The organism is Hydrophilobacter chitinilyticus, from assembly GCF_049860745.1.
Taxonomy (GTDB): domain Bacteria; phylum Pseudomonadota; class Gammaproteobacteria; order Burkholderiales; family Burkholderiaceae_C; genus Rhodoferax_B.
This window is the reverse complement of sequence record NZ_CP187561.1, coordinates 3,932,610-3,946,414: the sequence shown is the minus strand read 5'-3', so window position 1 is coordinate 3,946,414 and position 13,805 is coordinate 3,932,610. Positions and strand designations below refer to the sequence as shown.

Annotated in this window: 14 protein-coding genes; 4 read left to right on the top strand and 10 right to left on the bottom strand. The window is 55.8% G+C overall.

Features of this window, described 5'->3' with window-relative positions; genetic code table 11:
* Positions 1-66: 66 nt before the first annotated feature.
* The 8 genes from ACPWMG_RS17575 to epsA all read right to left on the bottom strand — a co-directional run bounded on the left by ACPWMG_RS17575 (position 67) and on the right by epsA (position 9,477).
* On the bottom strand, positions 67-1,263 hold the full coding sequence (locus ACPWMG_RS17575) for a glycosyltransferase (RefSeq protein WP_483300777.1): 1,197 nt from the start codon (positions 1,261-1,263) through the stop codon (positions 67-69).
* Between the two features lie 12 nt (positions 1,264-1,275).
* Positions 1,276-2,313 carry an acyltransferase family protein gene (locus tag ACPWMG_RS17570; RefSeq protein ID WP_483300776.1) on the bottom strand — a complete coding sequence of 346 codons (1,038 nt, stop codon included), beginning with the start codon at positions 2,311-2,313 and terminating at the stop codon, positions 1,276-1,278.
* A 75-nt stretch (positions 2,314-2,388) separates the two neighbouring features.
* The gene (locus tag ACPWMG_RS17565) at positions 2,389-3,912 is read right to left on the bottom strand and encodes a glycoside hydrolase family 16 protein (protein ID WP_483300775.1); all 1,524 of its coding nucleotides are present in this window, start codon (positions 3,910-3,912) and stop codon (positions 2,389-2,391) included.
* A 27-nt stretch (positions 3,913-3,939) separates the two neighbouring features.
* A complete protein-coding gene (locus ACPWMG_RS17560; protein ID WP_483300774.1) occupies positions 3,940-4,980 on the bottom strand; it encodes an acyltransferase family protein in 1,041 nt (346 codons plus the stop codon).
* 124 nt (positions 4,981-5,104) lie between these two features.
* The gene (gene epsE, locus ACPWMG_RS17555; protein ID WP_483300773.1) at positions 5,105-5,911 is read right to left on the bottom strand and encodes a polysaccharide export protein EpsE; all 807 of its coding nucleotides are present in this window, start codon (positions 5,909-5,911) and stop codon (positions 5,105-5,107) included.
* 45 nt (positions 5,912-5,956) lie between these two features.
* Complete coding sequence (gene epsL, locus ACPWMG_RS17550; protein WP_483300771.1) at positions 5,957-7,174, bottom strand: XrtB/PEP-CTERM-associated polysaccharide biosynthesis outer membrane protein EpsL; 1,218 nt, start codon at positions 7,172-7,174, stop codon at positions 5,957-5,959.
* 88 nt (positions 7,175-7,262) lie between these two features.
* Positions 7,263-8,687, bottom strand: a complete 1,425-nt coding sequence (locus ACPWMG_RS17545; protein ID WP_483300770.1) for an undecaprenyl-phosphate glucose phosphotransferase — start codon at positions 8,685-8,687, stop codon at positions 7,263-7,265.
* Positions 8,680-9,477, bottom strand: coding sequence for an XrtB/PEP-CTERM-associated transcriptional regulator EpsA (epsA, locus tag ACPWMG_RS17540; RefSeq protein ID WP_483300769.1), 798 nt, complete (start codon positions 9,475-9,477; stop codon positions 8,680-8,682). Before epsA ends, ACPWMG_RS17545 begins: the two co-directional genes overlap by 8 nt.
* 569 nt (positions 9,478-10,046) lie before the next feature.
* Between epsA and ACPWMG_RS17535 the strand changes: the two genes are divergently transcribed.
* Together ACPWMG_RS17535 and ACPWMG_RS17530 are read left to right on the top strand one after the other, a co-directional pair.
* Positions 10,047-10,694, top strand: a complete 648-nt coding sequence (locus ACPWMG_RS17535; protein ID WP_483300768.1) for a DUF47 domain-containing protein — start codon at positions 10,047-10,049, stop codon at positions 10,692-10,694.
* A 17-nt stretch (positions 10,695-10,711) separates the two neighbouring features.
* Entirely contained in the window at positions 10,712-11,722 is a 1,011-nt protein-coding gene (locus ACPWMG_RS17530) for an inorganic phosphate transporter (RefSeq protein WP_483300767.1), read from the top strand.
* Positions 11,723-11,742: 20 nt separating this feature from the next.
* On the opposite strand, the gene ACPWMG_RS17525 is transcribed toward ACPWMG_RS17530, so the two are convergent.
* Together ACPWMG_RS17525 and ACPWMG_RS17520 are read right to left on the bottom strand one after the other, a co-directional pair.
* A complete protein-coding gene (locus tag ACPWMG_RS17525; protein ID WP_483300766.1) occupies positions 11,743-12,198 on the bottom strand; it encodes a hypothetical protein in 456 nt (151 codons plus the stop codon).
* Between the two features lie 10 nt (positions 12,199-12,208).
* Positions 12,209-12,730 (bottom strand): GNAT family N-acetyltransferase, encoded by a 522-nt coding sequence (locus tag ACPWMG_RS17520; RefSeq protein ID WP_483300765.1) that lies wholly within the window; start codon positions 12,728-12,730, stop codon positions 12,209-12,211.
* Between the two features lie 161 nt (positions 12,731-12,891).
* Between ACPWMG_RS17520 and rpsP the strand changes: the two genes are divergently transcribed.
* Both rpsP and rimM read left to right on the top strand, forming a co-directional pair.
* Positions 12,892-13,158 carry a 30S ribosomal protein S16 gene (rpsP, locus tag ACPWMG_RS17515; RefSeq protein WP_483300764.1) on the top strand — a complete coding sequence of 89 codons (267 nt, stop codon included), beginning with the start codon at positions 12,892-12,894 and terminating at the stop codon, positions 13,156-13,158.
* 61 nt (positions 13,159-13,219) lie between these two features.
* Positions 13,220-13,804: a ribosome maturation factor RimM gene (gene rimM / locus ACPWMG_RS17510; RefSeq protein WP_483300763.1), complete on the top strand. Its 585-nt coding sequence runs from the start codon at positions 13,220-13,222 to the stop codon at positions 13,802-13,804.
* The last annotated feature ends 1 nt before the right edge of the window (position 13,805 follow it).

Here is a 13,805-nt window from a genome sequence, read left to right as displayed (position 1 = left end):
GGTGCGAGCTGAACTTCGCACCATATTTCTTTGCACAGCGGGTGCCTGGTGGGCGAAGCAGAACGATCACGCAGCTGCTTTGGCCGGCACCAGCTTTTGGTACAGATCAGCCAATGCACTGGCTTGTGCACGTGACGAGAAACGCACGCGCGAATCGCGCGCCTTGGCCGACGGTTTGGCCAGCGCTTGTAAACCTTCGGCGACGAAGGCGTCGATATGGATCTCGGGTTTGTATTCTTCGTCGGCTACGGAAAACATGTCCGGGCTGCCGAAGTGGTACACGTCCGGGTCACTACCGAAAACCAGTTGGCTGAATTCGGTATTGGGTACCAACAGTTTGACGCCGGTTGCGTGAGCTTCCCAATAAGACAGCGTAAAGGTCGTGAAGATAGCAACATCGGCAGCACTATAGACCTCGCGCAAGCCTTGCGCCGAGACCTGGGAGAGCGTGATCTCATTGCCTGGCGGTAATTGAGCCAAGGCGGCTTTCACGTCTTCGGCAATGGTTCCCACCAACACCAAGCGATAGCCGGCTTGTCGACAAGCCTTTACAACTTCTGGCACGCGTTTGTAACCATGTAATTTGCCCGACATTACAGCCACCGGCTGGTCTGCCGCGATGTTGTGTTGTGCGCGGAAGTCAGCCCGGCCCGCCACATCGAAGTAGAAGCGGGATGGGTCCATGCCCAGAGGTGCGAACATGGTGGGCACCTTCTTGCGTGCGCTGCACGAGATGAAGTGCTCACGGTTGGCCAGCACGGTGTGGCGAACGGTGTCGACAAAAAGCGAGCCGGTGCGGATCAACAAACGACGCCACTTGCTATCGGCCCGGCTGTACCAGGTGGCGAGTCGATCGCCGCGTTGTTCGTGGTCGTACACCACCGGCTTGCCAAAGAGCTTGGCGAGTGCGGCAATGGCGACGGTAGTGCCATGGCGGAACTCGATGACGTGAACCACATCTGCACGTTTGATCTCGGCGGCAATGGGGCGGTAGAGCACGAAGTCGCTATAGCGTAAGTAGACATGCTGGCGGAATAAGCGAACACCTGTTTCTTTAACGAAGTCTGCATCGCGCGCTGCTGGCTTGGTTTGCGGCAGCTTTACTCGGCTACGGGCCCAAATCTGGCTTTGGTCACCGCACATGAGCGTTACGTCGTGCCCTAGTGCCGCTAATTGCTGGCAATAGGCATATTCGCGATACGAAGGCAGTTCACTTTCAAAGAAGCCACTTGCAACAAGGATTCGCATATTTTTATTAATCAAAAAAGGTTGTAATTAATTTTTGACACCAGAAAGAACTCGGCTGTTTTGGTATTGCAACCTCTTCTGAGTGAGCCAATTTCTCGTGGGGACGTCAAAGTACTTAGTGAGATAAGCAGCAACAAATACAACAAAAATAATAAATATAGGAAGTTGTAGAACTAGAGGGAGTTTTGTTTTTTTAACAACAAAAAGATACAAAAACATCAATGGGTAGTGAATGGCATAAATTGGATAGGAAATATTTCCAAGCCATTCACAACTTTTTTCAAACTTCTTCGGTGGAGTAAATTTTGCACCTAACCAAAGCAGAATTGGAAATCCTAAGAATACGAAAAATGCATCATATGCAAGTTGATATTTCCCAGAGGAAGGTGCAAGTAAAATCATTAAAAGGATTGCACAGGGAATCAGGTAATGTAGGCTTGGCGTGTCTCTTTGGATTTTCATTCTTGATATCGTAATGCCAAGTAAAAAAGAAAAGCCAACGCGAGCCGCACCGCCAAAGAAATCTGGCCATTGAGGGCCGGCATCCAAATTGCCAGCTGAAAATCCCTGGGCTAAAAGTAGTGCTCCACAAGCCAGTATTAGAATTTTGATTGAGCGATTGCTTATCTTTATGAGAATGGCTGCATATATTAAGTTAATGATCATTTCAAAAAAAAGTGACCAAGATGGATTGTTGAATACAAACAATGCACTCGCAACAGTGGACGGCATCATCAAGAGTTCGAAGGGCGCTGCACTTAAAATATCAGCAAGAGGCAGCTTCCCTGGGCGATTCATTGCATACTCGCCAAGCCGACGAACAATGCCAAGCAAAAAACCAATGAAAAATAATGGGTAAAGCCGAATAAGGCGAAGTGAAAAAAAATTGAAAAATGTCATTCCTTCGGAGAGACGTTTGTCATATGTTTTTGCAATGACGAATCCGCTGAGTAGGAAGAAAAAATCTACAGCTAAGTATCCAATTGGAGCAATGACGCCGTTAACCTGAAAGTGGAGGATAACCACGGCAAAGGCCGCTAATCCGCGCATGGCGTCGAGGGTCAAGTACCTCGAATTTGGCTCAATACATTTTTGCATTTTTTATTTTTGATATTTTTATTTTCTTGAATGGATAAGGGTTTATGGACTTAATTTTTTGTATGCCCGAACCCAATCAATATCCAGTGACTGAGGAAAGGCCGAGTCGTCAATGCCATATCGGCCTGCCCATGCGCCGCCAATGGCGAGGTTGAGCAGAATGTGTGCCGGCGCACCGATGACCCCATCGGCGTAGGTCCATGAATGCTCGCGCGACATCACCTTGAGCCCGTCGACGTAAAGATCGAATGCTGCGGGTTTCCAGTCCACGCCAACGGTATGCCAGCCCTTATCGAAGTCGAATGGGGCCTTCCAAGTCTGGTGTGGTCTGCTAAAAGCCGGGTCGGTGTAAAGCCAGAGAGGCTGTGTGCCTTTAGGCGTATTGGCCGCAATATGCAAGCCGTTGACCGTATCGTCTTTGCCGTTATTGACGAACTCGAACATGTCGATTTCTGGAGGCCAATTGATGCGGCCGGTATCCCCTACATCAGAGTTCAACCAAAAAGCAGCCCAAGTGCCGATGCCGCTGGGCATCTTCACACGGGCTTCAAGGAAGCCATACAGTAGTGTGAAGTCTGAGCGAATCATTCCCGACTCATAGTTGGCGCCGTTCGGTCTGCTGCGTGGCAATTTGCGCGCGACAAGGTGCAGCACACCATCTTCTATCTGGTGGTTAGCGTTGTCGGTATAGCGCTGGTTTTCGTCGTTCAGCTTGTCCGAAGTCTCGGAACCGTAGATGTAGCGGGTGAACCACTTGCTGCGGTTGAGCGGTGCTTTTGAGAACTCATCGTTGAAGACCATGACGTAGCCCGGTGGGGTGTACGAATTCGCCCACGAATCGACTGGCTCGGTGTTTTCGATGGCGGAACGCATCTTCAATGACGCGCTCTCCACTTGCATGGTGGCACCGAAGGTCTGAAGGGCGACCTCCGCCATATCGGTATACGCCGGAGCAGTGAATTCGACGACAACGTCAGCAAACTCGGTGCTGGTGACGGGCTGGCGGTAGGTGCGAAACGTGCTGTTGAGTTTGGGCTCTCTAAAACGCACCGACACAAAACCGATGTTGCCTTGCAGCAGCCGAGCCTTGACACGCAGAGTGTAGGACGTCATTGGTATCAAGCTGCCAGCGGGGAGCTTATAAACAGAGTTACCGACGCCCGACAGCTGCAGCGTGCGACCACCTCTACGGGTTTCGGCCTCTACCAATGTATTTCCCTGCTTGCCGCCATCCCAGCCGTTGGCGTTGTCCTGGAATGTTCCATTAGGCAACAGTTCTTTATGGCTCAATTCATAGCTGCGCGGTGCCGCCGTTTTGGGATGCGAGGCGGCTGTATTCGACGGCAGCGTTTTGGGCTTGCGTTCGTCGGCAAAGTCTTTGTCAGAGGACGTCTGCGCGGCAACATGTTGGGCTACTGTGGCAAGGGCTAAGCCCACCATGAGGAATGCACCCAAGCTGCGACGAACCCGCCCGAGCTGACCCGGGGCTGTGGTTGGTTCAGCGTCGAATGCTGAGGTATTCAACGTCTTCTGGCCTTGACCGGACTTGGTGATCAGAACTGGCATTTGCGATCTTTCAGCGGTAGGCGTTGTTCAATTGGGTGAGTTGGTGCGAAGCCGCGACAGCCTGCCAGGTGCGCTGATCAGCCACTGGCGCAGCCGCACCTCTAGCAGTGAACATGTGACCCAAGAGGCGAAACAGGAGATTGGCAGTGCGATGACGGCCAGCGCAACAGTTGCGTCCCAACCGTGCAGCGGCAGGTGCGTCAACAACCCGCGTTTCACGCCAGCCATGACAATCGGATGAACAAGATAGAAGCTGTAGCTGATTTTGCCCAGCCACAAGATCGGCAGCGAGCGCATGACGCCTGGGCCTGCACTGCGTTGGTAGACCACCAGCCATGCGAAAAACGCGAAGCTGCCAATGAATGCGCTGGCTACTGCTGGGCCAGTACCCATGACGATGTAGTGCACCAGTGTTTGGCTGAAATGGGCTGCTTCTGCACCGGTGAGCAACCAGCTCACCCAGGCGAAGCCAAGGCCTACCCAGCCCAGCGTCAAGCGTTCGCGATGTTCTATGAGCCAGGGCTCATAAAGCGCAACGAGTACACCTGGTACAAAAAACAGCGCTCGGGGAAAGAGCACGACAAAGGCTGTCGCCATGACCAGCCAGATCCAGCGCCAAGCTGATTTGTGTCCAATCAGTGCCCATGCACTTGCTGCGATGGCGTAGAAACAGAGTTCGTAGTTCAGTGACCATTGCGCAGGGTGGATACCTGGGACAGGAAACACCGGCGCCATGATCGCCAGGCTGGCCACCAGGGCGGGCACTGAAGACAGCGCTTCTGGGCGCGGGGCACCAGTTTTGGTCGCGACATACCACTGCGCGAACAACATGGCAGACGCGAGTGGTAGCCATAGCGGAAAAATGCGAAGAAAGCGGTCTGTGATGAAGCTGGAGACGTTGCGGTGTCGGCGTAGGCTTTGTGCGATCACATAACCGCTGATCATGAAAAAAACCTCTACGCCGTAACGTAGACCGCTGGCGAGCCAAAGCAATGTTTGTCCCAATGCAGAGTCGACTTGCGGCACCAATCCAGAGTTGATGACATGGTAAGCAAAGACTGCAAGCACACAGGCGCCCCTAAGGCCCTGTATACCGAGATGTCGTCCAGTTAAATCGACCTCTTTCGCTGCAGGCGCGGAGAGCGACAACTGGTGGAGCTGTGTTGGCTGTGTGTTCAAAAAACCCCCGAGGTCAGAAAAGGCTTTCGCGAACGAATATGACGTCGTTCGGTTGCAGCGGAGTGGTCAATTCGGGGGTGATCTTTTGAGTGGCGCCCGATGCGTCTTTGCGGAACAACTGCAAGCGCGAGTCGGTGCCGCGCAGAGTGGGGCCGCCGCCAGCCGCAAGGCCTTGCATCACCGTCATACCGCGCTCCACGCGGTAAGCTCCGTTGCGTTGTGCTTCACCGTAGATATAGAAGACGGGGGCGCGGTTCACGTACAGGGTGTCGCCAGGCGCCACGACCAGATTTTCGTCCGTCGGGCCATCCAGAAGCAGCCCGGCAATGTCGACCGTTTTGCGAAAGGACTTGCCATCTCTGACGCCTGACAGCACAACAAAGTCGTCGCCCGTGGGTAAGATGCCACCTGCCAGTGCTAGGGCATCACTGATGCGGATGTTGCTGGTTTCCAGCGCAAATCGTCCAGGACGTGTCACTTGGCCCAAGACGGAGACTTGGTTGCCACGTACAGTCAACAGCACGATGTTGACTTGGGGCTGTTTCACATAGCCACCCATGCTCAAGGCTTCGGCCAGCTTTTTCTCTGCCGCTGGAATACTCAGGCCACCGAGCTCAATCGTCCCGATCAACGGATAGGTGACGATGCCGTTGTCTGCAATGCGGGTTTCGACGGTGAGATCTGGGTTTTGGAATACTTGGACACGGATCGCGTCGCCAACCGAGAGTTGGTAGTCCTGCGCGAATGCTGCCCTCGTCCCGAGCAGCGAAAGAACAAACAAAATCACCAGAAGAAAACGGGAGGAGCTTGTGGATGGCATGCGTAGGGCAGATCTGAAAAGTGGATGGGACACCATGTACGACATTCAAAATGTGATTTGTCCGGCCAAGGTCGCGCCGTGGGTTTTGTAGTCAAATCCTGATGTGTTGCTGAGACGCTTGCTGCTCTGCAAGGATAGGCTCAGGGACATGGTGGGGCGGGGTTTCCAGTCCAGACCGATCTGGATGGCTTCCTGGTCATCGTGGCGGTCGATGGCGGCCGCTTGGCCGGGCAAGGCGCCGCTGTAGTCAATTCCCGCCCGTTGGTAGCTGGCACGTAGGCTCGTATGTGCGGTCATTTGCCAGACGGGCGTCAAGATGAAGCGATTGGTGGCCGCAACACTGCTGGTGTCTGATTGGTAAGCGGCGAGGTCGCGTCCGACAGTAGCCAGAACCCGTAGCTGGCCAGTGGGAACCCAAGTTACCGTCAGATCTCCCACCGGGCCACTGTAATTGCGCACCGAAAGCAGGGGGTGGGTGCGCGAGAGGTAGGAGAGCCGACCTTCCATCGTCGTTTTGCCGCTGAACAACCACAACATTCGCAGTTCTTGTTCACGTTCTTCGTAATGGCTGGGAAGGCGCGATTGAATGGTTTGCGTGCGGTTGAGGTAGTCGCCTGTACTTGTGCGTGAGCGAAAACTGAATGTACTGCCTGACGGATAGATGTAGCGCAGACCCAGCCAAAGGCTGCGAATACGGTCATCACCCTCCTGGACCACGGGCAAGTCGTTGCTGCGGGTGGCGTAGTCAACGGCCGTGAGCAGGCGCCACGCCGCGCCCAGATTGCCTTCTGCGTCGAAATGGGTGGAGTCAAGCGTGCGGATGTTGCGTGCGCTCGAGCCTTGAAAGTCGGCGTAGCTATTCAGCGCCTTTTGTTGCCCCGTAGACAAAGTACCTTTTAACCATGGCGTTGCGCTCCACAGCCACGCACCCGAGTAGTTAAAGGTATTGAAGCTGAGATAGTCGTAGGTTTGATAGCGGTAGTCGATAAAGCTCCCGGTCAGCTGAAATCGCTGTAGCGAATAGGACTTATCGAGTGTCATGGTGAGCGTGCTCGTGTCGATTCTTTCGGGCTTTGCCAAATCTGCGTTCGCACCGTTCTGCGTGTCCGCGGACGAAAGTCGATACAAATTGCTATCGGTCTGCACGCTGTAGCCTGCCGATAGATTGAACGTGTCTCCCGCGTCCGCATGCGCAGTACCGCTGCACAACAACGGTACGACCACCGCCGTCGTACCGGCGCAAAAAAACTGCCGCAACCCCATGTGCGTTAAATGACCAGCATGTGCAGGCCAGCCAAAATGGCTTGTCTGCCGAGATGGGCTGGGAAGGTCAAGCCATCAACATGCCGCATCAAAACGCCTTGCTATCGTTGAACACCACTCTCACGGTGCGGAAAATAATGTAGAGGTCGAGGCGCAACGTCCAGTTGCGCAGGTAATCCAGATCGTACTCAATGCGATGGCGCATGTGCACCAAGTCGTCGCCGCCACGGTAGCCATTGACCTGAGCCCAGCCGGTGATACCGGGTTTGACCTTGTGGCGCACCATGTAGCCTGAGATGAGTTTGCGATACTGCTCGTTCACGGCAATGGCATGGGGGCGCGGGCCCACGATGCTCATCTTGCCTTCAAGCACGTTGATGAACTGCGGCAGTTCGTCGAGCGACGTCTTGCGAATGAAGGCGCCCACGCGGGTCACGCGCGCATCATTGCGGGTGACTTGGGTGTAGGTGCTCTTGCCGTCCTCGGTCACCGTCATGGAGCGGAACTTGTAGACCAGGATTTCTTTACCGTCCAGCCCGTAGCGGCGTTGCTTGAAGATGACGGGGCCAGGCGAGCCGAGCTTGATGGCAATTGCCACGGCCAGCAGAACAGGAGAAACCAGCAGCAAAATCAGCGACGACAGGATGATGTCGCTCAAGCGCTTGGCCGCGCCATTGGTGCCACGGAACGGGGTTTCACACACCGCGATCACCGGCATGCCGCAGACCGAGCCGCTGCGGCCCTGGATCAGGTCGGTGACGAACATATCGGGCACAAAATAAATCGATGCCGTGGTGTCTTTCAGGTCGTCCAGCACCTGCAAGATGCGTGGCTGCGACGCCATGGGCAACGACAGATAGATTTGCTGAATGCCGTGTTCTTTGGCAAAGGCGGGCAGGGCCTTCAGCTTGTCGATCAGTTTGAAGCCGGGAGGGGCGTTGAGCCGGTGCAACTCGCGGTCGTCAAAGAAACCAGTCAGCTCGATGCGGGAGTAGGGGGTTTCACGAATACGCCGTGCCAGCGCAATGCCTTGGGTGTTCATGCCGACGATGACGGCGCGCCGTGGCGGGCCTTGAAGGGCGATGACGGTGGGGGCCGCCGCACGCAGCGCCAAGTGGGCTGCAATTTGCGATGTGGGAGCAATCCACAGCCAGGCGAGGATCGCGTCAGTGGAAAATTCGCGGATGTAGTGGGTCACGACACCCGTGATCACTACCAGCGCTGCAACCACAACCCAATTGAAGATGGTTTGCCCCACCAGTTTGGGTACCGAGGATTGCAGTTGAGACGTTCCCGGGAACGTCATGGCAAACACAATGACCGACAGAATCAGATAAGCCGGGGGCACCGTCTTTTCATAAAAAACTGCAACGGCCCACAACGAAAGCACCAGCATGCCGGGATCGATCATGGACTCGATCATGCTGAGCAAAGTGTCTTTGCCTACACCTCCGGTGCTGCTGCGATTGACCCCGAGCGAAGAATCAGCGCTTTGAAGAGTTTGACTATCCATTGAGTGTGCTGTCCTTGAATCTGGAAACGGCTTGAGCCCGGTTGTACACATCCAGCTTCTTGAAGATCCGCTGCATGTGGTTCTTCACAGTGAAAGCGCTGATATCAAGAATCGTGCCAATTTCGCCATTGGTCTTGCCTTGTCGCACCCAGCGCATGATTTGCCGTTCGCGCTCCGACATCGGCGTCCCACTGGTGCGGGCCGAGGCGCTGGCAGCCAATGCTGCAGGCTGGCTGTCGGGGATATCAGCAGGGGTGTGCATCACTTGGCGCAAGGCGCTGTCGATGTAGGGCAGCAACACGCCAACGGCGTAACGTCCGCTGGCCTGCAATGCTTGCTTGCTGAAGATGGCGTAAATGCAGTCGTATTGGCCCCGGTGGTCGGTGATGCCGTGCACGACCGTTGCCTGCATTTGCTGCAGTGCTCGGCCCAAGGGGGAGCTTGCATAGCCATTGGGCAGGTCAAAGCCATTGGAGCCCACATGAATGGCGTAGGGCGCCTTTTGCCCAGCTTGCCAGCGTTGGAACATGTCGCTCATGAGAGGAGCTGCGGCACGTACGTTTGTGTCGTCGGTACGTACGCCGGTCATGGGCGAAATGATGTCGATGTGCAAGGCGCCGCTTTGGAAGTCGCCCCAGGCGGCCACCAGAATGTCATGCGGCAAAAAGCGTTGTAGCCCGCCTCCCAGCCACATGAAGAGGTCGAAGTGCGATCGAATATCCGGCACCTGTCCCACCACTTGGAAGAAATGGCTCTGATCGTCCTCGGAGAAGCTGGTCAGAAATGGCATATGGATGTCCGAAGGTTTATCGCGCGACGCCCGAAGAAAAAAGAAGTTGTCTTATGAAAGTCAAGATCTCGCCTCCTCGAAAATCCCAATTAGTTGTGAATATACGTGAGTAATTACCCTTGTATGTTGCAATCATTTGACCGCTTGCACCTGTTTGGTGTGACTTTTTTGGTAAGCGAACGCAACTGCTAGGATGCTTCTGCCCATGTTGGAAGGGCAATTTGCTCATATTGGTGCCAGATGCTTGTCACAATCTGCGATCTTTGTTTCGCTTGCAGGAACCGTACCGGATCCGCATGACAATTTCGTGGCTCAAGATGAAGGGTGCGTGGGCAAAAGGCTGGATGTACGAGTCCCTTCAAGTTGTACATTTGGTAGTGAATGTGTGATTGATTGCGCCCCGCTCGTGACTTAGTGGGGTTGTAAAAAACCGACGCTTCCGCGCTTGTGACAGGGGGTGGCGCGGCATCCCTTGGCGGGAGAGGGCGTTCACGCCGGTTAAACTTCGCTGTTTGTCATGTAAACGTCACATTTCTGGCGTCCATCCCCCCACCTTCAGGAGTTACGCCATGTTCTTTGGCAAGTTGTTGCCGCGCGAAGGCAACTTTTTTGAAATGTTCAATCAGCACGCCGACCGCATCGTCGAGGCGGCGCATGCCTTCGCCAAGTTGGTGGGTAACTATTCGGATCTGGATGCCCGCGCCAAGTACAACGCCGAGGTGGATCGCGCCGAGGGGGCAGCCGACCGCATCACGCACGAAGTCAATCGCTCGCTGCACAAGACCTTCATCACGCCGATCGACCGCGAGCAGATCCATTCGTTGATCAATACCATGGACGACGTGGCCGACCTGATCCAGGACTCTGCCGAGACCATGGCGCTGTATGACGTGCACCACATGACCGACGAGATGGTGCGCCTGACCGAGTTGAGCGTGAAGTGTTGCGAACGTCTGAAAGACGCCATCTACATGCTGGAGCGGATTGCCGACCCGGCCACGGCCGAAGCGGCGCTGAAAACCTGCGAAGAGATTGACCGCCTGGAGTCCGATGCCGACCGCGTGATGCGTGCAGCCATGAGCAAGCTGTTCCGCGAGCAGCCGGATGTGCGTGAACTGATCAAGCTCAAGGCCATTTACGAACTGCTGGAAACCATCACCGACAAGTGTGAAGACGTGGCCAATCTGATCGAGGGCATCGTCCTCGAGAACTCCTGATCGCGCGGGGCTAGGTTATGGCAACCGCGCAAGTGGCCCTGTGGGCCGTCATTTTGCTGGTCGTGCTGGCACTGGTGTTCGACTTTATGAACGGGTTTCATGATGCAGCGAACTCCATCGCCACCGTGGTTTCTACCGGCGTGCTACGACCGGGGCAGGCGGTGGTGTTTGCCGCTTTCTTTAACTTGTTGGCGCTGTTTGTGTTCCATCTGAGTGTGGCGGCCACGGTAGGTAAAGGCATTGCCGACCCGAATGTGATCGACATCCATGTGGTGTTTGGCGCCCTGACGGGGGCCATCACCTGGAACTTGATTACCTGGTACTACGGCATTCCAAGCAGCTCATCGCACGCGCTGATTGGCGGCATTGTCGGGGCGGTGATCTCCAAGGCGGGTACAGGCGCGTTGGTGGCGTCGGGTATCTGGCGCACGGTGCTGTTCATCTTTGTGTCGCCGCTGCTGGGCTTTTTGCTGGGCTCGTTGATGATGGTGTTGGTGGCGTGGATTTGCCGCCGCGCCACGCCTTCGCGTGTGGACCGTTGGTTCCGCCGGCTGCAGTTGCTCTCGGCTGGCGCTTATAGCTTGGGCCACGGCGGTAACGATGCGCAAAAAACCATCGGCATCATCTGGATGCTGTTGATCGCCACAGGTTACGCATCGTCTGCTGATGCGGCGCCACCCACCTGGACCATCGTGTCGTGTTACACGGCCATTGCCGGCGGCACCATGTTTGGCGGCTGGCGCATTGTGCGCACCATGGGGCAAAAGATCACCAAGCTCAAGCCGGTGGGCGGCTTCTGTGCCGAAACCGGCGGCGCGATCACCTTGTTCTTGGCGACGATGCTGGGCATTCCGGTATCTACCACGCACACCATCACCGGCGCCATTGTGGGCGTGGGCTCCACTCAGCGTGCAAGCGCGGTGCGTTGGGGTGTGGCAGGCAACATCGTCTGGGCCTGGGTCTTGACGATTCCTGCGTCCGCGTTTGTGGCCGCCATCGGCTATTGGGTCAGTCTGCAGTTGTTCTGATCACTGCGAGCCAGCCGGAATCAAGAATCTGGCTGGCTGATCTTTTGCGCTTCTTCGATTTGGTACTCGAAGTAGCGTTGAAAGCTGAAAGCCAAGCTGGCCATCAAAACGCCAGCACCAATCAACAGTGAGCAAACCAAGGCGCCCACGGTCAACCAGTTGGTCTGGCCGCTGGCTGCATCCGCGGCCGCGTTGGGATTGAAGCGAGCGTTCCACTTTTCGGGGCTCATCAGCCCGTAAACGATGGCGCTGAGGGCGCCAATGGCGACGATCAGGCCGAGCAGGGGGATCAGCACCCAGCTCAGGTGGTCGTCTAGCCCCAGGCTTTGGGCTCGGCGCACGCCGTAGATGCCCAAAGCCGTGGGAATGGGGCTGAGCCAACCCCAAATGTCGTTCAGGCCGTGCAGGTAAAAACGTTGCAACCCCAGTGGTTGGCCCACGATCGACAGCCAGGCCGCCAGTGTTTTGTTTTTCATGGTCTGCAGCTTAAATGGGGTTGGTTGTGTTGCCAGCGCCGATGAATTTTTCCATCAGCACAATGTCGAGCCAGCGGTCGAATTTCCAGCCACAAGACTCGAAGATACCCACTTGCTTGAACCCGGCTGCACGGTGCACGCCAATGGAGCCCGCGTTGGCCGAGTCGCCGATCACGGCGATCAATTTGCGTACCCCAGCACGTTCCGCCTGGGCTGCGAGTTCGGTCAGCAAAAGGCGCCCCAGGCCCTTACCGCCTTGGTCTGCTGCTACATAAATAGAGTCTTCGGCCGAGAAGCGGTAGGCCGGGCGTGGCTTGAACCAGTTGCAGTATGCAAACCCCACAATCTTGCCTTCGTCTTCCGCCACGATGTAGGGTAGCCCCTTGGATAAAACGTCTGCGCGGCGCTCGCTCATGGCCTTCTCGTCTGGCGGGGTGGTTTCAAAAGAACCGGTGCCATGCAGCACATGGTGGGCGTAAATGGCGGTGATGGCGGCAACGTCGTTTTCGCGACTTGGGCGGATGAGAGGCATGTGGTTTGGTCTTGCGGGAGAAAACGGTATAATGATGGGCTTTTCGGCGTGTCGCTGGTCGGGTGGTCAGTCGCGTGTCTCAACGCTGGAATAAAACGTCGGTTCGCAAGACCGATATTGTCGGCTGAATATTTGTGTTCAGTCCTCCCAAAGGATAAATCATGGTCGTTATTCGACTCTCCCGTGGCGGTTCCAAGGCACGTCCCTTCTTCAACATCGTGGTGACTGACAAGCGTACCCGTCGCGATGGTCGCTTCATCGAGCGCGTGGGTTTCTACAACCCATCGGCTCGCGGTGGCGAAGAAAGCATCCGTATTGCGCAAGACCGTTTGACCTACTGGCGCGGTGTTGGCGCCCAAGCGTCCCCCACCGTGGAACGCCTGGTTCAACAAGCCGCTAAAAAGGCTGCTGCTCCTGCAGCTGTCTAAGTCTTCTTCAAGACCTTGAAAGCTCGTCGCCATTGGCGACGAGCTTTTTTCATTGGAACTTATGAATCCCATTTTGGAAGCCGCCGAGCTGCCTGCAGACGCCATCGAAGTCGGCCGTATTGCCGATGCCTGGGGCATCAAGGGCTGGTTCAAGGTGTTACCTTACAGCGCCGACCCTGAAGCGCTGTTTTCGTCCAAGCGTTGGTACTTGTTGCCTGCGGAGAAGGGGGCCAAGACGTTTTCTGGCACCTTGCTGATGAAGGTGCGCGAGGCCAAGGATCACTCGGGTACCGTGGTGGCCACCGCTCAAGACGTGGACGATCGCAATGCGGCTGAAGCGTTGCGCGGCGCGCGCATCTTCATTTCGCGCCAAAGCTTCCCTAGCGTGGGGGCCGACGAGTTTTACTGGGTCGATCTGATCGGCCTGGATGTGGTTAACCGCGAAGGTGTGAACCTGGGTCAAGTGGCTGAATTGCTGTCCACCGGGCCGCAAACCGTGCTGGTGATCCGCTCGCAAGGGCAGGATGACAAGGGCCAGCCCAAGACGCTGGAGAGCATGATCCCGTTCGTTGCCAATTTTGTGGATGGCGTGGAGCTGGCCGCGCGTCGCATCAATGTTGATTGGCAACCGGATTACTCGGTCTGAT